The sequence below is a fragment of the Sodalis ligni genome (assembly GCF_016865525.2).
In the GTDB taxonomy this organism is placed as follows: Bacteria; Pseudomonadota; Gammaproteobacteria; order Enterobacterales; family Enterobacteriaceae; genus Acerihabitans; species Acerihabitans ligni.
The window spans coordinates 2,011,703-2,034,083 of the sequence record NZ_CP075169.1; the positions used below are offsets into that span (position 1 = coordinate 2,011,703).

23 protein-coding genes and 1 pseudogene are annotated in these 22,381 nt (G+C 58.5%); 10 read left to right on the top strand and 14 right to left on the bottom strand.

The features are described from left to right. Positions 1-11: 11 nt before the first annotated feature. From srlB to gutQ, 5 genes and pseudogenes are all read left to right on the top strand, one after another. Entirely contained in the window at positions 12-374 is a 363-nt protein-coding gene (srlB, locus tag GTU79_RS09445) for a PTS glucitol/sorbitol transporter subunit IIA (protein WP_132922446.1), read from the top strand. A gap of 22 nt (positions 375-396) precedes the next feature. After that, complete coding sequence (gene srlD / locus GTU79_RS09450; RefSeq protein ID WP_203522111.1) at positions 397-1,176, top strand: sorbitol-6-phosphate dehydrogenase; 780 nt, start codon at positions 397-399, stop codon at positions 1,174-1,176. A gap of 124 nt (positions 1,177-1,300) precedes the next feature. Next, entirely contained in the window at positions 1,301-1,666 is a 366-nt protein-coding gene (gene gutM / locus GTU79_RS09455; protein WP_165934141.1) for a transcriptional regulator GutM, read from the top strand. A 97-nt stretch (positions 1,667-1,763) separates the two neighbouring features. Further along, positions 1,764-2,535: pseudogene (gene srlR, locus GTU79_RS09460) on the top strand (glucitol operon DNA-binding transcriptional repressor SrlR). Between the two features lie 100 nt (positions 2,536-2,635). Next, positions 2,636-3,589: an arabinose-5-phosphate isomerase GutQ gene (gutQ, locus tag GTU79_RS09465; RefSeq protein WP_253073638.1), complete on the top strand. Its 954-nt coding sequence runs from the start codon at positions 2,636-2,638 to the stop codon at positions 3,587-3,589. A gap of 17 nt (positions 3,590-3,606) precedes the next feature. Here gutQ and GTU79_RS09470 read toward each other — a convergent pair whose 3' ends face one another. The 7 genes from GTU79_RS09470 to GTU79_RS09500 form a co-directional block, all read right to left on the bottom strand. Next, complete coding sequence (locus GTU79_RS09470; RefSeq protein WP_203523115.1) at positions 3,607-4,890, bottom strand: arsenic transporter; 1,284 nt, start codon at positions 4,888-4,890, stop codon at positions 3,607-3,609. A 100-nt stretch (positions 4,891-4,990) separates the two neighbouring features. Beyond that, positions 4,991-6,058 (bottom strand): ABC transporter ATP-binding protein, encoded by a 1,068-nt coding sequence (locus tag GTU79_RS09475; RefSeq protein ID WP_203522108.1) that lies wholly within the window; start codon positions 6,056-6,058, stop codon positions 4,991-4,993. Then, entirely contained in the window at positions 6,055-7,077 is a 1,023-nt protein-coding gene (locus GTU79_RS09480) for an ABC transporter ATP-binding protein (RefSeq protein WP_203522107.1), read from the bottom strand. Before GTU79_RS09480 ends, GTU79_RS09475 begins: the two co-directional genes overlap by 4 nt. Before the next feature lie 13 nt (positions 7,078-7,090). Continuing rightward, on the bottom strand, positions 7,091-7,945 hold the full coding sequence (locus tag GTU79_RS09485) for an ABC transporter permease (RefSeq protein ID WP_203522106.1): 855 nt from the start codon (positions 7,943-7,945) through the stop codon (positions 7,091-7,093). A gap of 11 nt (positions 7,946-7,956) precedes the next feature. Then, complete coding sequence (locus tag GTU79_RS09490; protein WP_132922440.1) at positions 7,957-8,907, bottom strand: ABC transporter permease; 951 nt, start codon at positions 8,905-8,907, stop codon at positions 7,957-7,959. 43 nt (positions 8,908-8,950) lie between these two features. Further along, a complete protein-coding gene (locus tag GTU79_RS09495; RefSeq protein WP_203522105.1) occupies positions 8,951-10,522 on the bottom strand; it encodes an ABC transporter substrate-binding protein in 1,572 nt (523 codons plus the stop codon). Beyond that, positions 10,515-11,765, bottom strand: coding sequence for a M20 family metallopeptidase (locus GTU79_RS09500; RefSeq protein WP_203522104.1), 1,251 nt, complete (start codon positions 11,763-11,765; stop codon positions 10,515-10,517). The genes GTU79_RS09495 and GTU79_RS09500 overlap by 8 nt, the downstream gene beginning before the upstream one ends. A 647-nt stretch (positions 11,766-12,412) precedes the next feature. On the opposite strand from GTU79_RS09500, the gene GTU79_RS09505 reads away from it, so the two are divergent. Genes GTU79_RS09505 through GTU79_RS09515 form a run of 3 tightly spaced genes read left to right on the top strand, consistent with a single transcriptional unit; the run spans position 12,413 to position 15,033 of the window. Continuing rightward, the gene (locus tag GTU79_RS09505; protein ID WP_203522103.1) at positions 12,413-13,423 is read left to right on the top strand and encodes a taurine ABC transporter substrate-binding protein; all 1,011 of its coding nucleotides are present in this window, start codon (positions 12,413-12,415) and stop codon (positions 13,421-13,423) included. Positions 13,424-13,430: 7 nt separating this feature from the next. After that, the gene (locus GTU79_RS09510; RefSeq protein ID WP_203522102.1) at positions 13,431-14,204 is read left to right on the top strand and encodes an ABC transporter permease; all 774 of its coding nucleotides are present in this window, start codon (positions 13,431-13,433) and stop codon (positions 14,202-14,204) included. Between the two features lie 40 nt (positions 14,205-14,244). Further along, positions 14,245-15,033, top strand: a complete 789-nt coding sequence (locus tag GTU79_RS09515; RefSeq protein WP_203522101.1) for an ABC transporter ATP-binding protein — start codon at positions 14,245-14,247, stop codon at positions 15,031-15,033. A 93-nt stretch (positions 15,034-15,126) separates the two neighbouring features. On the opposite strand, the gene GTU79_RS09520 is transcribed toward GTU79_RS09515, so the two are convergent. Genes GTU79_RS09520 through GTU79_RS09535 form a run of 4 tightly spaced genes read right to left on the bottom strand, consistent with a single transcriptional unit; the run spans position 15,127 to position 18,265 of the window. Next, positions 15,127-15,810, bottom strand: a complete 684-nt coding sequence (locus GTU79_RS09520; protein ID WP_132922434.1) for an amino acid ABC transporter permease — start codon at positions 15,808-15,810, stop codon at positions 15,127-15,129. Positions 15,811-15,814: 4 nt separating this feature from the next. Beyond that, complete coding sequence (locus tag GTU79_RS09525) at positions 15,815-16,597, bottom strand: amino acid ABC transporter permease (protein WP_203522100.1); 783 nt, start codon at positions 16,595-16,597, stop codon at positions 15,815-15,817. Then, on the bottom strand, positions 16,597-17,421 hold the full coding sequence (locus GTU79_RS09530; RefSeq protein WP_203522099.1) for an amino acid ABC transporter ATP-binding protein: 825 nt from the start codon (positions 17,419-17,421) through the stop codon (positions 16,597-16,599). The genes GTU79_RS09525 and GTU79_RS09530 overlap by 1 nt, the downstream gene beginning before the upstream one ends. Positions 17,422-17,434: 13 nt before the next feature. After that, positions 17,435-18,265: an ABC transporter substrate-binding protein gene (locus GTU79_RS09535; protein ID WP_132922431.1), complete on the bottom strand. Its 831-nt coding sequence runs from the start codon at positions 18,263-18,265 to the stop codon at positions 17,435-17,437. Positions 18,266-18,772: 507 nt separating this feature from the next. Here GTU79_RS09535 and GTU79_RS09540 point away from each other — a divergent pair. Together GTU79_RS09540 and GTU79_RS09545 are read left to right on the top strand one after the other, a co-directional pair. Continuing rightward, complete coding sequence (locus tag GTU79_RS09540) at positions 18,773-19,633, top strand: VOC family protein (RefSeq protein ID WP_203522098.1); 861 nt, start codon at positions 18,773-18,775, stop codon at positions 19,631-19,633. Continuing rightward, positions 19,605-19,937, top strand: a complete 333-nt coding sequence (locus GTU79_RS09545) for a hypothetical protein (RefSeq protein ID WP_203522097.1) — start codon at positions 19,605-19,607, stop codon at positions 19,935-19,937. The genes GTU79_RS09540 and GTU79_RS09545 overlap by 29 nt, the downstream gene beginning before the upstream one ends. Here GTU79_RS09545 and GTU79_RS09550 read toward each other — a convergent pair. The 3 genes from GTU79_RS09550 to GTU79_RS09560 are packed head-to-tail and all read right to left on the bottom strand — an operon-like array spanning position 19,841 to position 22,376. Next, a complete protein-coding gene (locus tag GTU79_RS09550) occupies positions 19,841-20,623 on the bottom strand; it encodes an ABC transporter ATP-binding protein (RefSeq protein ID WP_203522096.1) in 783 nt (260 codons plus the stop codon). The genes GTU79_RS09545 and GTU79_RS09550 overlap by 97 nt on opposite strands. Continuing rightward, the gene (locus tag GTU79_RS09555; protein WP_203522095.1) at positions 20,620-21,435 is read right to left on the bottom strand and encodes an ABC transporter ATP-binding protein; all 816 of its coding nucleotides are present in this window, start codon (positions 21,433-21,435) and stop codon (positions 20,620-20,622) included. Before GTU79_RS09555 ends, GTU79_RS09550 begins: the two co-directional genes overlap by 4 nt. Then, a complete protein-coding gene (locus GTU79_RS09560; protein WP_203522094.1) occupies positions 21,432-22,376 on the bottom strand; it encodes a branched-chain amino acid ABC transporter permease in 945 nt (314 codons plus the stop codon). The genes GTU79_RS09555 and GTU79_RS09560 overlap by 4 nt, the downstream gene beginning before the upstream one ends. Positions 22,377-22,381: the final 5 nt, after the last annotated feature.

Genomic DNA, 22,381 nt, shown 5'->3' on the forward strand with positions numbered 1-22,381 from the left:
TAGGAGCCGTCATGAATATCATTTACCAAACCACCTTTACACGCATCGGCGATTACGCACGTGACTCTCTGGCGGAGAATATGGTGATTACCTTCCGCGAGGGAGCGCCGGAGGATATAGAGTCTTTTTGTTTTATCCACCGCCCCGGCGAGAGCAAGGGCGATTTACAGTCCGGCGCAACGCTGCAGCTTGCCGGAACCCGATTTCCCATTACCGCGGTAGGGTCGGTGGCGGCCCAAAATCTGCGGGAGCTGGGGCATATCACTATTCGTTTTGACGGCGCGGGGCAGGCGGAATACCCGGGAACGGTGCATGTATCCGGCGCTGCGCCGGCGGATATTCCCGTCGGCAGTACGTTGATGATTCTGGCTTAAATTAATTGTGCAGGAGAAGTTTATGAAGCAGGTTGCGGTAGTCATTGGTGGTGGTCAGACCCTGGGGGCGTTTTTATCCGCGGGTTTGGCGGAGGCCGGTTATCGGGTGGCGGTGGCCGATTTAAATGTGCAGCATGCCCGGCAGGTGGCGGCGGATATCAATACCCATTTCGGGTCAGGGACGGCGGAGGGTTTTGAAACCGACGCCACTAGCGAAAACAGCGTGCGCCAGCTGGCGCGGGAAGTGGATGACGCGTTCGGGCAGGTGAACCTGCTGGTCTATAGCGCCGGAGTGGCCAAAGCGGCGCCCATCACGGCGTTTAATCTGGATGATTTTGATTTGTCCCTGCAGGTGAATCTGGTGGGATACTTTCTCTGCGCACGGGAATTTACCAAATTAATGATCCGTGACGGCATCGCCGGCCGCATCATCCAGATAAACTCCAAATCCGGCAAGGTGGGCAGCAAGCATAATGCGGGCTACAGCGCCGCCAAGTTCGGCGGTGTGGGATTGACCCAGTCCCTGGCGCTGGATTTGGCGGAATACGGCATTACCGTGCATTCGCTGATGCTGGGTAATTTGCTGAAGTCGCCGATGTTCCAGTCCTTATTGCCGCAGTATGCCGAAAAACTCGGCATCCGCCCTGACCAGGTGGAGAAGTATTATATTGATAAGGTGCCGCTGAAGAGGGGCTGCGAATATCAGGATGTGCTGAATATGCTGCTGTTTTACGCCAGCGACAAAGCATCTTACTGCACCGGTCAATCCATTAATATCACCGGCGGGCAGGTGATGTTCTGAGTCGTGGGTTCCCGGCGCTCTGCGGCCGGGAATTTTCTGCAAAGACAAATGGAGAAGGGATCATGGCCAGCATGCTGATGACCCCGGACGGGAACCTTTTGCCAAGACAAACGGAGGGCCGACGATGAATATGACCACCACGCTGATTACCCTGGCCGCGCTGGCCTGGCTCTGCCAGATTGTCCTGGGGGGGTGGCAGATTCACCGCTTCAACCGGGCTTATGATGTCTTGTGCCGCCAGGGGGAGGCGGTGGGGGTGGGCCGCTGCGCCGGGCGTTTCAAGGCGCGGGTGGTGCTGGCGCTGGCGTTCGATGGGCAGGAACGGGTTTGCGCTGCCTTTGTGCTGCGGGGTCTGACGGTCTTTGCCCGCCCCCGGCCGGTGCCGGCGTTAATCGGTCTGCACAAATCCCAATTAAACCCGGATGTGATCTTCCCGAAAGATCGGGCATGTCAAACTGCACTTTTATTAGCGATTAAACCACAAACATGATATTTTCATTTTAAAAGATACTTCCTTTCATTTGAAATGTTCAAAACCGTTTTCACGGGCAGTGGGGGTATTCACTCATGTACGCGGGAAAATCGTTATGAAACCAAAGCAGCGCCATGCGGCGATTCTGGAACATTTGCAAAGCCACGGTAAAACCTCCGTTGATGAACTTGCCAGCCGCTTCGCCACCACCGGCACTACCATTCGCAAGGATTTAACCTTGCTGGAAGACGAGGGCTCGGTTATACGCACCTATGGGGGTAGTGTTAAGCAGGGAAGAGGGCGATCAGCCCATCGATCGCAAAACCCATATCAATACCGCTAAAAAGCAGCAAATCGCCCGCCGGGCCGCCGGCCTGATTAACGACGGCGATTCGCTGATTTTTGATGCCGGCAGTACCGTACTGCAAATGGTGCCCTATCTGGCGCAATTCAATAATATCACCGTGATGACCAATAGCCTGACCATTGTGAACGAGCTGGTGGAGCTGGATAACGATCAAACCATCCTGATGCCGGGGGGAACCTACCGCAAAAATTCTGCTTCTTTCCACGGCAGCCTGGCGGAAGCGGCGTTTTCCCATTTCAGTTTTGACAAGCTGTTTATCGGTGCCGACGGGGTCGACCTGAACGCCGGCGTCACCACTTTCAACGAAGTGCATACGGTGAGCCAGGCGATGTGCCGGGCGGCCAAGCAGCTGATCTTGCTGGTTGATTCGTCAAAATTCGGTCGTAAAAGCCCCAATGTGGTGTGCGAATTGAGCGCGGTGAATCTGCTGATAACCGATCGCGGTATCAATGAGGAATATTTATCGGCACTGCTTGAGAAGGGCATTAACGTTCTGCTGGTGGGAGAGAGTGATGAGTGAAGAAACAGGAATAGGCGGTCTGCTGCAGGGGGCGCGGGCGGCAGGAGCCGATGGCGATGACCGGCAGACCGGGGCGCAAGGGGCGGGCAGCGATGAAGAGTTGCTGTCCTATGCGCTGGAGACCCTGGATATCGAGCTGGCGGAAGCGCGGCGCATGCGGGATCGCCTGGACGGCAGTATCGTGCGCGCCTGCCGGCTGCTGCTGGATTGCCGGGGCAAGGTGGTGGTTTCCGGCATGGGTAAATCGGGGCATATCGGCAAGAAGATTGCCGCATCCCTCGCCAGTACCGGGACGCCGGCATTTTTTGTCCATCCGGCCGAAGCGCTGCACGGCGACTTGGGTATGATCGGCGCGCAGGATGCGGTGATCTTTATTTCCTACTCCGGCCGGGCACGGGAACTGGATCTGATTTTGCCGCTGCTGGCGGAAAGCGCGATTCCCCTTATTGCCATCACCGGCTCCGGCGATTCACCCCTGGCCCGGGCCGCCGCCTGCGTGCTGGATGTGGGCGTGGAACGGGAAGCCTGTCCCATGGGTCTGGCGCCGACGTCAAGCGCGGTAAATACGTTGATGATGGGGGATGCTCTGGCCATGTCGCTGATGCGCTTTCGCGGATTCAATGCTGAACAGTTTGCCCGCTCACATCCCGGCGGCAGCCTTGGGGCGCGTTTGCTCAACCGGGTGTACCATCTTATGCGCAGCGGCGAGCGCCTGCCGCTGATTGCCTGCCGGGGCTCGGTGATGGACGCCATGCTGGAGCTTAGCCGCACCGGTCTGGGGCTGGTGGCGGTTTGCGATGAACGGCAGCGGGTGGCCGGCGTATTTACCGACGGCGATTTGCGGCGCTGGCTGTTGAAAGGCCGCACGCTGGAAGATCCCATCATCGATGCCATGAGCCGGCCGGGGTATGTATTACCGGCGCAATGGCGCGCCGGCGCCGCGCTGGAAGCGCTGCATCAGCGGCATATTTCCGCCGCGCCGGTGGTGGACGAGGAGGGGCGCCTGGTGGGGGCGATAAATCTGCATGACCTACACCAGGCTGGCATTGGCTGAAGCCGGCTTTTTACGGGTCAGAGTGAGAGCACCAGCGCCAGCGAAGCCAGGGTGACCAACAGCACCGGTACCGTCATGATGACGCCGACCCGGAAATAATAGCCCCAGGTGACGGACAGATTTTTCTGCGCCAGGACATGCAGCCATAGCAGGGTGGCCAGGCTGCCGATGGGGGTGATTTTCGGCCCAAGATCGCAGCCCACCACATTGGCGTAAATCATCCCCTGCTTTATAACGCCGGCGGCGCTGCTGCCGTCAATGGATAATGCCCCCACCAGCACCGAGGGCAGATTATTCATCACCGACGATAAAAACGCCGTCAGCAAACCGGTGCCGAGAGTGGCGACCCATAATCCCTGTCCGGCGAGATCATTCAACCAGCCGGATAATAAATGCGTTAGCCCCTCGTTGCGCAGGCCGTAAACCACCAGATACATGCCCAGTGAGAAAAAGACGATCTGCCAGGGAGCCCCGCGCAATACCTTGCCGGTATTGATGGTCGACCCCTTGCGCGCCGCCAGGTAGAGCAGCAAGGCGCCGAGGGAGGATATCAGGCTGACCGGCACGCCCAGCGGTTCCAGGCCAAAAAAACCGCATAACAGCAGTGCCAATACCCACCAGCCGGTTTTAAAGGTACGCAGATCGCGAATGGCTTTTCTCGGCGCCGGCAGGCGCGATCTCTCATAGGACGCCGGGATATCCCGGCGGAAGAACAGGTGCAGGGTGATGAGGGTGGCTATCACCGAGATAATATCCACCGGCACCATCACCGATGCGTAGCGATTGAAGCCCAGTTTGAAAAAATCCGCCGAGACGATGTTCACCAGATTGGATACCACCAGCGGCAGGCTGGCGGTATCGGCGATAAAGCCCGCCGCCATGACAAAGGCCAGCGTGGCCCCGCGGCTAAAACCCAGCTCCAGCAAAATGGCCATGACAATCGGCGTCAGTATCAGCGCCGCGCCGTCATTGGCGAACAGCGCGGCGACAACGGCCCCCAGCAAAATGATATAACTGAACAGGCGCCGGCCGCGGCCCCGGCCCCAGCGGGCCACATGCAGCGCCGACCAGGTAAAAAAGCCGGATTCATCCAGGAACAGGCTGATGATGATCAGCGCGATAAAGGTTATCGTCGCGTTCCAGACAATCTGCCAGACCACCGGAATATCTGCAATATGCACCACGCCGGCCAGCAGGGCCAGCAGCGCCCCCAGGCAGGCGCTCCAGCCGATGCCCAGGCCGCGGGGCTGCCAGATAACCAGTACAATGGTCAGGATAAATATTGCCACCGCCAACGCCAACCCCATAACACCCTCGTTTTTTTATGATTTATCCTGCGCATGAGGATAATACTAGCAATAGTCAGGGGGTGTCGGTTATGAAAAGAGTCATCTTCGGTAATCATGGATATAAATGACAGGCGACCCGGTGTTGCCGGCTGATATAGCGTTCCGGCGGGGTTTGCTCATGGCATCGGGGCGTGGCATAAGCACAGCGGCCGCTGAAAACGCAGCCTCCCTGTCGCGGTTCGCCGCCGGTATCGCCGGCAACCGGCAGGGGCCCGGTTTTTTTCAGCCGGGGATGAGCGGGGGGAATCGACGCCATCAGGAAGCGGGTATAGGGATGCCGGGGATCGGAAAACAGCGTTTGTGTCGGCGCCTCCTCGACAATGCGTCCCCGGTACATAACGCCGATACGGTCGGCGATATGATGCACCACGCTCAGATCGTGGGCGATAAACAGATAGGAGAGCGCCTGCTCCCGCTGCAACGCCAGCAGCAGGTTGAGGATTTGCGACCGGATCGACACATCCAGCGCCGATACCGGCTCGTCGCACACGATCAGACGGGGATTGAGGATCAGGGCTTTGGCAATACCGATGCGCTGGCGCTGGCCGCCGGAAAATTCGTGCGGGTAGCGCCTCTCGTCCGCCGCGGTCAACCCGACCCGGACCAATGATTGCCGCACCCGCTCCCGCCGCTGGGGCCTGCTGCCCATACCGTGGATAATCAGCGGCTCTTCGATGCTGTAGCCGATGCTGCGTTTGGGATCGAGGGAGGACAGCGGATCCTGGAAAATCATCTGGATCTCTTTGCGCCATTCACGCAGCGCCCTGTTCCGCAGGCTGAAAATCTCTTTCCCGTCGAAACGGACGTGCCCGGCGTCGGCGTCCACCAGCCTTAATACCGCCCTGCCGGTAGTGCTTTTACCGCTGCCGGATTCCCCCACCAGAGCATAGGTTTCCCGCGTGTTGACATGAAAACTCACGTCATCCACCGCGGTGAGCCAACGGGAGCGAAACCCCTGCCGGACGGGGAATTGTTTGGTCAGATGCTCCACCACCAACAGCGGATGGGCGCCGTTGTCCGAAGCGCCGGGGCTTTCCGGCAAAGAGCGGGCGCCGTTGTCCAAAGCGCCCGGGCTTTCCGGCAAAAGGCCGGGGTTATTACCCGGCGGGTTTTGGCTCATACCGGCGCTCCGCTTGGCATGTCGGCGGTTCGCCAGCAGCGGACCCTGTGCGCGCTGATGGCGGATGCGCCGCCGGCGGCGTCATCAACCGATAACAGCGGCGGCCGCCGCTGCCGGCAAAGCGTGTCGACATAGGGACAGCGCGGGGCAAAACCGCAGCCGGCGACCGTCTCGGCGAGGGGCGGAACGCTGCCTTTGATTTCCGTCAGCGGGATTTTACGCGGCCCGTCCAGTGACGGCATCGAGGCCATCAAGCCGCGGGTATAGGGATGCAGAGGGCTGTCAAACAGCGTCATGACGTCCGCCTCCTCGACAATTTCACCAAGATACATCACCAGCACCCTCTGGCACATGAGCGCCACCACCGAGAGATCGTGGGTAATCAGGATGATACCCATGCCATGGTCCGCTTTAAGCTTATCCAGCAACGCCAGGATTTGCGCCTGGATCGTCACGTCCAGCGCGGTGGTCGGTTCGTCGGCGATAAGCAGGGCGGGATGGCAGGCAATGGCCATGGCAATCATCACCCGCTGGCGCATGCCGCCGGAAATTTCATGGGGATAGGCCGCGGCGCACGCCGCCGGATCGACAATGCCCACCTGGCGCAATAGGGTGATAACCCGTTCCCGCAGCGCTTTGCCCCGCAGCGGCCTGTGTACCCGCAGGCTTTCCCGGATTTGGCCGCTCACGGTCATCAACGGGTTGAGACTCGATAGCGGATCCTGAAAAATCATGGCCAGATCGGCGCCCCGTACGGCCTGTCGTCCCCTGGGCGTTAACGACAGCAAATCCTGTCCCCGGAATAGAACCTCGCCCTGAACATTGGATAACGCCGGCGTCAATAGCCCCATGATCGACTCAGCGGTCACACTTTTGCCGCAGCCCGATTCGCCGATGATGCCCAGGGTTTCGTGTTCCTCCACCCGAAACGTCACGCCGCGCACCGGCGCGACGATTCCCTCGCCGGTGGCGAAATTCACCGTCAGATTGTTCACCGCCAGCAGGGGCCGTTGGGTCATAACACACCTTTGGTTAGCGTTTTGCCCTGAGCCGCCGGAGCATACTCCGGGACAGGGGTTTGATATTCGGATCCAGCAAATCCCGCAAGCCGTCCCCCGCCAGATTCAGCGCCAGGATGAGTAAAATAATGGAGATACCCGGAAAAAAGGTCATCCACCAGGCGGTGAAGATCACTTTTTTGCCTTCCAGCAATAGGTTGCCCAGGCTGGGCATCGGCGCGGGAACGCCGGAACCCAGAAAGCTTAATGCCGCTTCGGTGAGTATCGCCACGGAAAAAATGAAGGTCATCTGTACGATAAAAGGCGGCAGGACATTAGGCATGATATGGAGCCAGATGATTCGCCGGTCGCTTGCTCCCTGCGCCCGCAGTCCTTCAATGTAGTTTTTCTCTTTTACCGACAGGGCCGCCGAGCGCACCACCCTGGCGACGGAGGGGATATACACCAGCGATAGCGCCAGCACGACGTTGGCGATATCCGGCCCAAGAATGCCCACGATGGCAATGGCCAGCAACAGCGACGGGAAAGCGAACAGGCCGTCGCAAATCCGCATGGCGATGAGGTCAACAACGCGGTAGCCGGCGGATAACAGGCCGATGACCATGCCCAGCACACCGGCTGAGACCGTCACCGAAAGCCCCACCGCCAGGGAAATCCGGATGGCGAAAGCCACCCGGATAAACAGATCCCGGCCGAAGTTATCCGTACCGAACCAGTGGTGGCTGTCAGGCGCTTTCAGGCGGCTTAACGGGTCGAGAGCGTAAAGATCGTACGGGCTCACCGCCAGGGTCGCCAGGGATACCGTCAGCATTGCCACCACTACCAGGCCGCCGGTGAAAAGCAGGGTATTGCCGCGTAATCTCGCCATCGGTTTGTTCCTTATGACCGGCTGACGTTGATGCGCGGGTCGATAAAACCAAAGGTCAAATCGACAATCAGATTAATCAGAACATAGCTGACGGTAATCAGTAATACCGATCCCTGAATCACGGTTAAGTCCCGGCGCTCAATGGAATCCACGATCAATAATCCTATTCCCGGGATGCCGAAGACGCTTTCAATGACGATTGCTCCGGTCACCAGCGAGCCAAAGGACTCGCCGCAGATATTCAGCACCGGGATCAGCGCGTTTTTGAAGCCGTGGCGCCATAATACCGACCACTCGGACAGCCCTTTGGCCCGGGCGGTTTTGATGTAGTGCTCGCTGAGGACCTCCAGCATTACCGTGCGCGTCATGCGCGCCAGCAGGGCTGCGATCCTGATGGCCAAGGCCAGGGCCGGTAAAAAAAGATAATAAAGATTCTGCCACAGGCCGATGCCGTCGGATTTGTAGCCCACCACCGGGAACCAGCGCAGATGCACGGCAAAAAAGAAAATCAGAAACAGCCCCAGCAGAAAACCCGGGATCGACAGGCCGAAGGTCGCCAGGGCCATGATGATTCGGTCGGCCCAGCGGCCGCGGCGGTAGGCGGCGAGGATGCCGCCGCCGATGCCCAGCGCCATGGCAATGCTTTGCGCCAGCACGGCCAGAGCGAGGGTAGGTTTGAGATGCTGCGCGAACAAAGACGCGACGCTGTCGCCCAAAAACAGCGAATGCCCCAGGTTGCCCCGCAGCACCTGGGCAAACCAGCGCCAGAACTGTTCCGGTAAAGGTTTATCCAGTCCCAATTGTTGATGCAGGGCCAGCACGTCCCCTGGGGAGGCGTTATCGCCCAGAATCACCAGCGCCGGATCTCCCGGCGTCAAATGCACCAGGCAGAACACCACCACCGCCACCACCAGTAATACCGGGATCAGCGCCAGAATGCGGTGCAGCGTGTACCAAATCATTGAGCATCCTCTAAAACCCGCCACCCTGAGGACCGGACCGGGGTTATTGCTTGTTGACCCTGACGTTCCACAAGATAGGACCAATCAGGTCGTCATACCCCTGCACGGTGTTTTTGACGGCGATAATGTCGGGCTGGGTATGTCCCAGCACAATCACCGGCAAATATTGCCAGGTCAGCACATGCAGCTTGTCAACCAGCGGCCTGGCGGCTTTCAGCGACGGGGCCTGTTTGATCTGATCCAACACCCCGTCGATATCCGGACTGTTGGACCAGCCCGGAAAATGCGCACGGGAATCAAGAAACGGGTATTGATGCAATACCTGGCGCATGGAGAACTCCAGGGCGCACAGATCGAAATTCTTCGGATCCTGGCGCCGCTGCAACACGGTGGGCCAATCGTAAACGTCCAGCCGGGAGTTGATGCCGATCTGCTTGAGCACCTGCTGGGCGACTATCGCCAGATTATAAAGCTCCGCATACTCCTTGGTGGCGATAATGACCACCTCCTGGCCGTGGTAGCCGGACTCCTTGACCAGTGCTCTGGCTTCATCCAGCTTATGCTGATTGTAAAAGGGTTTTCCCGCCTCGCTGTACCAATCCACCTGCTGCGGGAACCCCAAGGAGGAGTCGGCGCTGAAGAACTGCGGGTCGCTGTAGCCGGCCACCAGTACGCTGTTGACATCCAATGCCAGATTAAAGGCCCGGCGCAATTTGATATCGGCGAACGGACCGGTTTGCTTGTTGAACAGGTAGGTGATTAACGAGCCGCCGGACGCCGGGGCATACAGATGAATACCCGGCGCGTGTATCAACTGATCGATATTGTCTTTCGGCAGATTGAATACCAGATCGTATTCGCCGGTCAGCGCGCCGGCCAGCCGGGTGGATTCATCGGTGATGTAACGGAAATAAATATCTTTTACATAGGCGTTTTTCTTACCGGACAATCCGCTGGCCGGCTCTTGCCGCGGGATATAGCCGTCGAACCGGGTAAGATGGAGATATTCCCCCTGCTTAAACTCCGCCAGGCGGTAAGGGCCGGTACCGATAAGCTCCGTGACGGGCTGTTTGTCGCCCTGGGCCCGATCGATAATGCTTTTCGGCATGATGGCCGCTATATTTTTCACGTCCGCCAGGATATTCAGCGTAATCAGCGACGGCGTTTTCAAGGTCAGGCTAACGGTATAGGCATCAAGCTTATCGAACCGCGCCCCCGGTAAGTTGGCCTTGCCTTGGGTGGATACTGCCAGCCAGCGATTCATCGACGCCACCACATCATCGGCGGTAAGGGACTGGCCGTTATGGAAAACCAGGCCTTTGCGCAGGTTGAACGTGTAGGTAAGGTTATCCGGGCTGACGCGGTAACTCTCCACCAACTCCGGCACCGGCTGGAACTTGTCGTTGATCACGAACAGCTCTTCGAAAATATTCCGATCCACATCCGAAGTGGCATTATTGGTGGTGAGATAGGGATCAAGGGTTCCCGGCCGGTTGCCGTAGGCGATGTTCAGAACGGCGTCACGGTCGGTCTGCGCCGCCGCCCCGGCCGCGCCGCCGGCCAGCGGTAGCAACAGACCGAGCAGCAGGGCGGCGGCGAACGGCGCTTTATTCATTAAACGACTCCTGGGGAGTAAAGGAACGGACCGAATCCGTGTCCGTCCGCCCTCCGGCGAATTCCCGCCGGACCTGCTGCAGCAGCGCGGCGTCGGTTAATAATCTATAGCCGGCTTTCGCCAGTACCCGGGCGCCGGTGACCAGCGCCCGGTAACCCTGCTCGGAATCGGCGGCCTCGCGAAATTCAACCGTGTGGCCTATGAGGGAGTCCGGGCCGATTTTGATATAGGGATGTGCGGTGGGGACCGCGTGGCTGATATCGCCGGCATCGGTGGATCCTTTGCCCTCTTTGGGGGACAAATCCACCTGTTCCCCATGGGCGGTCAACAGATCCAGCAGCAGACCGTTCAGGGCGTGGTTGATATTGAAGTCCCGCGGACCCACCTGGTGTTCGATTTCCAGCCGGGCGCCGGTGGCCAGCGCGGCGCCTTCCGCGATAGCCCGGATCCGGGGTTCCAGGGCGATGACTTCGTCGCGGGTATTGGCGCGGATGTAATAATGTGCCGATGCGTATTCCGGAATCACATTCGGCGCCTGGCCGCCGTTGGTAATAATGCCGTGGACCCGGACCCCGTCGGGCAGCTGTTGGCGCAGCGCGCTGATGCCGTTATACAGCAATACCACGGCATCCAGGGCATTGATGCCCAGATGGGGAGCGCTGCCGGCATGAGACGGTTTGCCGTAGAAATGGAAATACAGATGATTATTGGCAAGGGATGGGCCGGACAGCCTGGTGCGACCGGCGGGATGGATCATCAGCGCCGCGTCGACATTGCGTAAAAAACCGTGCTCCACAAAGCGGGCCTTGACGTTGCCATTCAGCCCGCCCGGGCCTTTCAAACCGCCTTCTTCCGCCGGCGTGCCCAGAACGACGATTTTGCCGCCGGTGTGTGGCAGGGTTTGTGCCACGGCGATGGCGGCGGCCACGCTGCTGACGCCGATGATGTTGTGCCCGCAGGCATGGCCGATATCAATCAGGGCATCATATTCCGCCAGATAGGCGATGGTGGGCCCGGGTCGCCCGCTGTCTTTTACCGCGTAAAAAGCGGTTTCATGGCCGGCTACATTGGATGTCACCTCAAAGTCCGCCTGTTCCAGCAGCTCGGTCAGCACTTTATTGGCATAATATTCATTATTGCCGGTTTCCGGATGTCCGTGAATATCCTTGCTGACGGCGATATAGTGCTGCCGATGGCGTTCAATGGCGTCGTCTATTAATTGAAGGTTGTTGTCCGTGCTCATCTTTACCCTCGCTACCGCAAAAGTCTATGGAAATGAATAAGCCAAACGGCTCGCAAACAGATAAAAAAATCAATCCCATCGGCGATTAAAATTTTCATTCTGCCGGCAGAATAAACAGGATCTTTCGCTGTCTGAGAGCATGGTCAGAACCATACACTAAAAGGGTTACCGGTTTAAAATGCAAAAACGCATAATATAAGCTGTTTATCAACCTATCGCGTTCGCCAGGAAAATCCTGATTTTTCGGTTTTCAGTCGGCTGGATAATATGCGGCGTTGTGGCTTTGACGTTTATAATGATTATTTTGCTATAATTAAGATTAAAATATAAAATGATAAATATCATAATGTTATAACATATTTGGTTATTTAATAGCCCATTTGTAGAACAAGGAAAAGCCTTTGCAAGCACAGGTCCGTCATTAATTTAGGCAATTTATGGCTGTTTTATAATCAAAATAACGTAAGGGTAGAATTCAACTTAATATATCCATATTTTGGCTAAGGGCGAATTATTTCCATCCCTATACTGGTCGCTCTAACTTATATTAATACGGCTATACCCGTCATACTTCAAGTTGCAAATGTGTTGGCTTCCTACAACTCGAATTATTTAGGGTATAAATTTCGCCAGAATAAAGGGTCATTATGCGTAAAATAGTCAGCCTGTTGCTGGGCGCGGGAAGCGTGCTGATGTCTTTATCCGCTTCCTATGGGGCGGCGGTGCCGGATGAGGTGAGAATTGCCTATAGCGGCGGCTCCCAGGTGCTGCTATTAGCCAAGGTGGATGGTTCGCTGGAAAAAACGCTGGGCACCAAGGTGAAATGGGTTCAATTCGCCACCGGCGCCGATGCGCTGAATTATTTCGCCAGCGATGCCATTGATATCGCCAATTTTGGTTCCAGCCCGGCGGTGGCCGGTATCGTTCGCAAGCTGCCCATCGAGATCGTCGGCGTGTCGGGGGTGATTTCCACCTATGAACGTTTGATCGGCAAGAACGGCATCAACCAATTGAACGATATCGAAGGCAAGCGGGTGGCTTATCCCCCTAACTCCACCTCCCAGTATGCGCTGGAGGCGGCCATTGCCGTCCATAAACTGGATCGGTCCAAGATTACCCTGATCCCGCTGCGGCCGGCGGACATGGTGGCGGCCTGGCAACGCGGCGATATCGACGCCGGTTATGTCTGGGCGCCGTTTGCCCAACAGCTGGAAGCCGACGGCGGCCATCAGGTTTTCGCCACCCGGGATCTGCAAAAAGACGGCTATCTGATTTACAACAACTATGTGGTCCGTAAAGCGTTCGCCCAGCAATATCCGCAAGTAGTGGCCGATTTCCTCAAGGTTCATCAGCAAAAAGTGGATGAGTTCCGCCGCGATCCGGAGCGGGCGGCGGCCATCGTAGCGAAAGAGGTCGGCGCGCCGGTCTCCACCGCCACCAATACCCTGGCCGGTCTGGAATACCCTTCCCTGGCGGAGCAGGGCACCGCCGCCTGGCTGGGCAACGGCCAGGATACCGATAACAGCGGCATCGGCCAGGCAGTGAGCAAAACCGCGCACTTTCTGGAAGGTACCGGTGATGTAAGGCAGCGGGATATCCCGGCCACGTGGAAAGATGCCATCGATTCCCGTTTTGTCCGGCAGGCGGCGGGAAAGTGATGGGTTTATGAAATCTGTACATCATGTCGCCATCAGCGTGACCTCGGTGGCGGCGTTTTTCCTGCTCTGGCAAGTGGCCGGGCAGCGCCACTGGATCGATCCTTTATTACTGCCGCCCTTGTCCGATATCGCGGAAACGACGGTTGAGCTGCTTCATGACGGCTATCGCCAGGTGCCGCTCTGGCAGCATGTGGCGGTGAGCCTGGCCAGGGCGCTCAGCGCGTTTATCACCGCCGTCGCGGTGGGCGTGCCGCTGGGTTTGCTGATGGGGCTTTCGGAACCGGTGGCCGCCATACTGAATCCGTTTGTGCAATTTTTACGCCCGCTGCCGAAAATCGCCCTGATCCCGCTGGCGGTGGTTTGGCTTGGCATCGGCGAGTCGTCCAAATTCTTCCTGATTTTCATCGCCACCTTCCTCAGCGTGGTGGTGGGGGCCACCGCCGCCGTGGCCCGGGTCGGCCGGACGCGCATTCGGGTTGCGCAAACTCTTGGGGCGTCGCGCCGCCAGATCTTCTGGCGGGTGGTGCTGCCCGACACGTTACCGGAGCTGTTTACCGCCGTGCGCCTGTCCATCGGCGTCGGCTGGACATCGCTGATAGCCGCCGAAATGGTGGCGGCCACCTCCGGTCTCGGCTGGATGGTGATTAACGCCAGCGCTTACCTGCGTACCGACATAGTTATGCTGGGTATCCTGCTGCTGGGGATAATCGGCTATTTATTGGATTTATTGCTGGTGGGGCTGCAGAAATGGCTGGTGCCCTGGGCGGGGAGGGACGTATGACGGCTAATCAGTATCCGCTGTTACGGACGGGGAAGCACCCATGACCGACTATATCGACGTCGAGCGCGTCACTCTGCGTTTTACGGAAAAGCAGCGGCAATTGACCGTGCTGGAAGATGTTTCGCTATCTCTGGCGCGCGGGGAGTTTGTGGTACTGCTGGGACCGTCGGGCTGCGGCAAGTCCACCATCCTGAATATGATTGCCGGCTTCACCCGCCCGCAGCAGGGCCGGATTTTGTGCGATGGGCGCGCTTTCAGCGGGCCGCACCCCAGCCGCGGCATGATTTTTCAACAGCCCAATCTCTTTCCCTGGCTGTCGGTGCTGGATAATGTCACCTTCGGCCTGCGGATGCAGGGGCAAAGTAAAACCGAGGCCGATAAGCGCGCTTTGACCTGGCTCAAGCGGGTGGGACTGGAAGGCTTTGAGCGGCATGCCCCCTGGCAGCTTTCGGGGGGCATGAAACAGCGGGTCGCCATGGCCCGTGCCTGGCTGCCGGATCCGGCGGTATTGCTGTTGGATGAACCGTTCGGCGCGCTGGATGCGCAAACCCGCATGATGATGCAGGAGCTGCTGCGCAGCGCCTGGCGGCAGACCGGCACCACGATTTTATTTGTTACCCACGACGTGGAAGAGGCGCTGTTCCTGGCGGATCGGATCCTGATTATGTCAGCGCGGCCGGGTAAAATCGTTGAGGAGGTCAGGCCGCCATTCGGACCTGAACGGGATATTGAGGCCCTGGCCCAGGCACCGGGCTACAGCGAAATCAAGCGACAGGTTCTGCACCGGGTGCGCACCGAAGCACGCCGCCAGCAGTTAGCCAACGGCTGATGTTTATCATAAAAGATAGACCGGGGTTTATTGACAAAACGCCCGGCTGAGACAGGATGCCAGCTTTCGGCTGCTTTCTGATGATTTCGTCCGCTAAAGGGGCTTGGGCGCCCCCAGCCTGGTCGCCAGGGCGGACAGGCCGTAGCAGAGCAGATAATAAATTACGCCGACAAAAACGAAGATTTCGGTGGGATAAATCTGCTCCCGGTTATTCACCTGTCCGGCGACGGTGGTGAGTTCCGGCACATTAACGATAAACGCCAGCGAGGTGTCCTTGATCAGGGCCACCATCAGGCCTATATAGGACGGCATCAGGTTGGGCATGGCCTGGGGCAGCAGGATAAACCGCAGGATTTGCCATTCGCTGAAGCCCGACGAAATGCCCGCTTCCGTTTGCCCCGCCGCCAGAGCGTTAAGTCCGGCCAGGGTGGTATGCATCACCGCCGCCGAGGTGAACCAGCCCAGGGCCAGGATTACCGTCAGCGGGCCGGGTATCGAGCCGCCGAACAGGATAGGCAGCAGGAAAAACATCCAGAAGATGACAAAAATCAGCGGGATGCCGCGGATAAACTCGGCCCAGATAAATAATATCCGCCGGGTCCAGCCCTTGTAACGCCAGGCCACGCAGGCCAGGGCGACGCCCACCCCCCAGGCCAGCACCCCGGCGCCCAGCGCCATGAGAAGCGTCAGCAGTACGCCCCCCGGCTGGCCGTCGGCGAGCCGCCCCCATAGCAGATAGGTCAGGTTGTTGCCGATTACGTCCACATTAAACGTCATGCCGTCAATCCTTTGTCGGGTTATCCATGGCCGCCGCGATTAAGGGCAGCGGCCGCCGTCCGTCCCGGCGTTTCGGGCCGAGCCACAGCAGCAGGGAGCCCATGACGATGCCCAGCAGCAGGTAAAGCCCGGTGCCCACGGCGAAGCCTTCCAGCGCATGGGCGTTATAGCTTTCGACTTGGCTGATTTGGTAGGTGAGTTCGGCAAAACCTATACCGCTGGCCAGGGAGGAGAGTTTCATCAGATTCAGATATTGCCCGATAAGCGGCTGCCAGGCGTTAACCAGACCTTGAGGCAGCAGCACGTAAGTCAATAGCTGCCATTGGCTGAAACCCTGGGATATCGCCGCCTCCGTCTGTCCCGCCGGCACCGAATTCAGCCCGGCCTGCACCTCTTCAATCAGAAACGCCGCGGTGAACAGGCCCAATCCCCAGGTGGCGCAGAGGAATTCCGGCGTGAGCCAGGGGATGTTCATGGGCAGTACCGCCCAGGGATGGGTATCGCCGATGTAGAACCGCCACTCCTGCGGCAGCGCTCCCCAGGCGGCAAAATACCAGAACAGCAGTTGCACCAGCAGCGGGGTATTACGGAATATCGAGACATACGCCGCCACCAGGCCGCGGCCGAGCCGGCCGGGTGTCAGCCGCAGCGCCAGCATCAGCAGGGTAAGGAACGTCGCCAGGATGCAACCCGCCAGGGTGACATAAAGGGTGGTCATAAAGCCGGAAACGATCCAGGTCAGCGGCTGGCCGCTCAGGACGCCGGCCCAATCCGCATGCCAGCTCATCAGACATCCTCCACGCGGGCATGCAGCGGATTCAGAACCTTTTGCAAAAAGCGCTGCGCCCGCGGATGCTGCGGCGCGGTAAAAAAGCGTTCCGGGTCAGCCTGCTCCAGGATGGCGCCGCCGTCCATAAACACCACCCGATCGGCGATTTCCCGGGCAAAGCTCATCTCATGGGTCACCACAATCATGGTGATGCCGCTGTGGGCCAGTTCCTGCATCACCTGCAGCACTTCGCCGATCATTTCCGGGTCCAGCGCCGAGGTGGGTTCGTCAAACAGAATAAGGCTGGGGTCGGTAACCAGCGCGCGGGCGATGGCCACCCGCTGCTGCTGGCCGCCGGACAGTTGGGCGGGATAATGCCCGGCTTTATCGGCCAGGCCCACCCGTTGGAGCAGCAGCGCGGCCTTTTGGCGGGCTTTCTCATTCGGCCAGCCGTGGACCCGGGTTAATGCCAGACTGACGTTTTCCAGCGCGCTGAGGTGGGCATAAAGATTGAATTGCTGAAATACAAAACCGATGTGGGTACGCAGCTGGCGTAACGCTTTTCCTTTCAGGCGGGAGGTGGGTTGTCCGTCAACGAGAATTTCCCCGCCGCTGAGGACTTCCAACTGGTTAATCAGGCGTATCAGGGTGGATTTTCCCGAACCCGAAGGTCCGCAAATAGCCACCACCTCGCCGCTGGCCACGCTGAAATCCACCTTATGGATAACCTGATGGGGACCGAAATATTTATCCACCCGGCGAAATTCCACCGCGGCGGAGGACGGTGCTGAGATATCCGCCGCATCCGCGGCGGATAAAGGTTTATGGTGCGGCAATAGCATGAATCCAGCCTGTTTATTTCGCGGTGATTTTGAACAAACGCGGCTGCGGTGATTTGGTCTGCGGACCGAACCAGGTATTGTAAATCGATACCGCCTGTCCGTTGGCTTCCAGCTTGAGCAATTCGTTATTGACGAAGGTCAGCAGGGTGGTTTCGCCTTTTTTCACGCCGACGCCGATTTCCTCTTTACTGAGCAGTTCCGGCAGCACTTTGTATTTAGCCTTGTCCGGCGCGCCGTCCAGCAAACCGGTCAGGATGGTGCTGTCCTGGGTAATGGCCTGGACGTTGCCGTTGCGCAATGCCGACAGCGCCAGGGGAATATCGTCATAGGAGAGTACGCGGGCGTTCGGGAAACGGTTATGCAACTCCTGTTCGCCGGTGGTGCCTTTCACCGCGCCGATACGGGCGTTGGCATAATCGTCCAGCTTGTCAGAGGAGGCGGCCGGCACCAGGAATTGCTGGCCGGTGACAAAATAAGGAATGGAAAAATCAATGACCTTGGCCCGTTCCGGCGTAATGGTGATGTCCGCCACGATAATATCGGCCTTGCCGGACTGCAATAACGGAATACGGTTGGCGGGATTAGTGGGCACCAATTGCAGTTTCACGCCAAGGGATTTGGCCAGGGCATTGGCGAAATCCACGTCATAACCAACGATATCATGGGTCTTGGCGTCCACGGAGCCGAACGGCGGGTTGGAATCAAAGGTTGCCACCCTGATAACGCCGGCCTTCTTGATATCCGACAGCTGATCGGCGTGGGCGGCAAAAGACGCAACGCCTCCCAAGGCCAACAGGGTAAGTACCGCCAAGGCGGAAGGACGATTAACGGAAGAATGCGCCATAAGTTTTTCCTTGAGATATTTGCTGAATAATTGAGCTGCTTCAGTGGGTTATTGGCTGAGGGCGGCTTTTAGGAATGGAATATTACACAGCGCCCTCTAATACACCACGTATAAAAAAGCATATCTTTATCACCGCCAAGCATAAGTAAAACTTATGACCGGTTTATTTTGGCGCGGTCACAACTTTTTGCTGTAAAAACAAGGGACGGGCAATTTAGATAGCCGTGGGAATTCCTGCGGTACACCTGAAAATAATGCACTGCCGGCCAACGGGGTCAGGAGGAAATATAAATAATGCATTCAATCAATTTAAATTTTAATTATTCAATCGCGATTGATAATTATTTTGGTTGTTTAATTTATGTTTAATTAATATGACTTCCATGACAATTAAACGTTAACGGCTGATTAAGCGTCTTTTGTGCGTATCAATGCTGAAATCGTTCCTTTGGTTTGGCGACCCGCACCGTAAAATTACATCACGATTTTGTTTTAGCGGGGCGGAAAATGAGCGTATTAACGCCGGTAGTGGACCATGTAGTGATCAATGTCGCGGATGATTTGGATAACGCGGCGCAGGTTTACCAAGTCCTTGGATTTCAACTGACGCCGCGTGGATACCATTCCCTGGGCACCAGCAACCATCTGGCGATTTTTGGCGAGAATTACCTGGAATTGCTCGGTTACAAGGGAGGATATACCGGCAGGCAAGGCAACGGCTGGCCGGCGCAGCCCGGCCTAAGCGGACTGGTCTGGAAAACCGGCGGCGCGGACGCCGATGAGATATACCGGCATCTGCAGCGGGTGGGATTGGCCGGCGCCGAGCCGGAATACTTTTATCGTCCGGTGACGTTGCCGGACGATAGCCAAGGGGAAGCACGGTTTCGCACCGTGCGTCTGGCCCCGGAACGCATCAATAACGGCCGCAGCTTCTTTTGCCAGCATTTGACCCCTGAACTGGTGTGGCAGGCGCCCTGGCGAGCGCATCCCAACGGCGTGACGGACATCATCGGCGTAGCCATCGCCGCCCAGGATCCATTTCTCATCGCCGATGTGTATAGCCGGTTATTCGACGGGAACGCCCCGCTTCACTCCGATGGGGCGGGAGGATACTGGCTTTGCGCCGGGAAAACCACGCTGTCGTTCGTCACTCCCCTCAGGGCGCGGGATATATACGGCCCGGCGGCCCGCGGGGATAACGGCGCCGAACGCATGGTGGCGCTGGAACTGGCCGTATCGTCGCTGGCGCATACCGAAAAGTATTTCCGGCGGGCAAGGCTGGCCTACCGGACCGAAGGACAACAGCGGCGGTTGTTCATTCCCGCCGGGGAGGCGTTTAATGTTGCCCTTGCGTTCCGGGAGGAGTGATTTTTGGGCCGGTCTTGTGCAGACCGGCCTGCGAATGCTGGCAAAACGCACGGCGCCACCCTCCGAGACCGCCGGACGGGTGGTGCGGCGCTATCGTCTCTCCCGCGAGGCATCGCTGGTGCCGTTTGACGGCTGCGGCGGATTTATCCCGCTCTCAGATGGAGTAGAGCATACCTATTTTCTTGAGGTAAGCCTGGACGGCCGGCTTTACCTGCTGGAGACCGATGAGCGACGGTACGAACTGGCGGCGGTGGGCGACAGCATATCGCCGCGGGAAGTTTCTGCCCGGCGTTCCCCCAGATAGGCTCGGCGGATGCGTTCGTCGCCGGCCAGGTCGGCGGCGGCGCCGCTCAGAGAAATGCGTCCCCCCTCCACCACATAGGCCCGATGGGAAATCTTCAGCGCGGCGCGGGCGTTTTGCTCCACCAGCAGGATGGCGATGCCTTGGCGGCGTATGTGCTGCAATAACTCAAAAATTTGTTGCACCAGACGAGGGGCCAGGCCCAGGGAGGGCTCATCCAGCAGCAGAATGCGCGGGCGCCCCATCAATGCCCGGCCGATACACAGCATCTGCTGTTCGCCGCCGGAAAGTGAGCCGGCCTTCTGTTTCAATCGCTCTTTTAGCAAGGGGAACAGGGACAGTACCTGCTCCCGTTCGCGGGAATGTTTTCCCTGCTGTATACCGCCGAGGATCAGGTTTTCCTCCACCGTCATGGTGGGGAAAATCTGCCGTCCTTCCGGCGCCTGGGCCAGGCCGAGCCGGACAATGGCGTGAGCCGGCAGGCGGTGAATCGGCTCTCCGTCCAGGATAATCGAGCCTTTTGCCGGATGATAGATCCCCGACAGGGTGCGCATCAGCGTGGTTTTTCCCACCCCGTTGGCCCCTAATACGCAGACAATCTCCCCTTTATCCACCCGCAGCGAGATATCCCGCAGGATGGACAATCCCCCCAGCTTCACTTCGATGTGGTCCAGCGTTAATAAACTCATGCCGCCTCTTCACCCCCCAGATAGACATCCTGCACCGCCCGGTTGTCCAGAATTTCCGCCGGCGTGCCCTGCGCCAGCAGCCGGCCCGCGGCCAGCACCAGCACCCGCTGACACAGATTCATCACCAGGTTGAGATCGTGCTCCACCAGCAGCAACGTCAAGCCCTGGCGGTTTAACCGCGCCAGGAACGCCGACAGTTCACCGGTTTCTGTATCGTTAAGTCCCGCCGCCGGTTCGTCCAGAATCAACAACTGCGGATCAAAGGCCAGTCCACGGGCAATTTCCAGATATTTGCGTTTACCGTAGGAGAGATTTGCGGCCAGCTCGTTGGCATAGGGCAGCAGACCGGTTTGCTCCAGCGCCCGCCAGGTGGCCTCTCCCACCTCTTTGGCCCTGGGGGCGCGGTGTAGCAGGGTATCCAGCAGGCCATAACGGTAGCGGCCGATGGCGCCGACGCTGACGTTGTCAAACACCGTCAGATTAGGGAATACCCGCAGATTCTGAAAGGTACGGGTGATGCCCAGCCGGGCGATGCGGTGCACCGGCGCGCCGGTGATTACCTTCCGGCGCCAGCGGATCTCGCCGCTGCTGGGCGCCGTAAAGCCGGTAATCAGATTAAACAGGGTGGTTTTTCCCGCCCCGTTGGGGCCGATAAGCCCCACCAGCTCGCCTTCGGCAAGGGTGAAACTGACGTCTTCCACCGCCGTCAGTCCGCCGAAACGGCGGGTTACGCCCGCCAGGCTCAGCAGGGACTCTTCCGCCAAAGCCTCCTGGCCGGGGGACGCAATAACGTTTAAACGGGGTCCGTTCATTTCCACCCCTCCCGCAATCCCCACCAGCCGCGCACCAGCTTCAGCGCCGCCGCTTCGGGCCATAATCCTTTCGGCCGGAACAGGATGGTGAGAAACAGGATAAGCCCGACGGTGAACATACGGTAATCGCCGATGGGGCGCAGCACCTCCGGCAGGGCGATTAACAGTATGGCGCCGATGATGGCCCCCGGCAGACTGCCCAGCCCGCCAACCACTACCATGGCCAGAATCAGTACCGACTGATCGAATTTAAACGAATCCGGCGCGATATATCCGGTGGTGTGGGCCCAGAGCGCGCCGGCGATGCCGGCAAAAAAATAGCTCACCAGCAGCACCTGGCTTTTCAGGCGAAACGGCGACAAACCCAGCGCCTGGATGCACTGATCGTCCTCCCGCAGGGCGCGCAGGGCGTTGCCGTAATAAGAGTGCATGACCCGGTGAATGAGATAGAGACACGCCAGGGTGATGGCCAGGGTTTCCCAGAAGATGGCGCCCTGGCCGCCGCCGCCGAGGGTAGGAATATCGGTAATACCCATGGGGCCGCGGGTCAAATCCACCCAGTTCAGCAGCGTGACATAAATGATTTCGCCGATGCCGAGCGTGGCGACGGCAAAGTAGATACTTACCAGCCGCAGGGTGGGCAGAGTCACCAGAAAGCCGATCAGCGAAGCCGCGGCGCCGGCCAGCGGCAGCGCAAGCCATGCCCCGAGACCGCACTGCGTGCTCAGCAGGGCGCTGGCATAGGCCCCCAGGCCGTAGATCGCGCCGTGCCCCAGGGACATCAGCCCGCTGACGCCGGTCAAAAGATTGGCGCTGGCGGCCAGCAGGATAAAAATCAGCGCGGTGGTGGCGACCCGCCAGGCGTAGCCGGAATCGGCATAGGCCAACGCGGGCAAAGGCAGCAACAGCATCAGGTAGCTGTATTTATTAAAAGCGTTCATGTTCG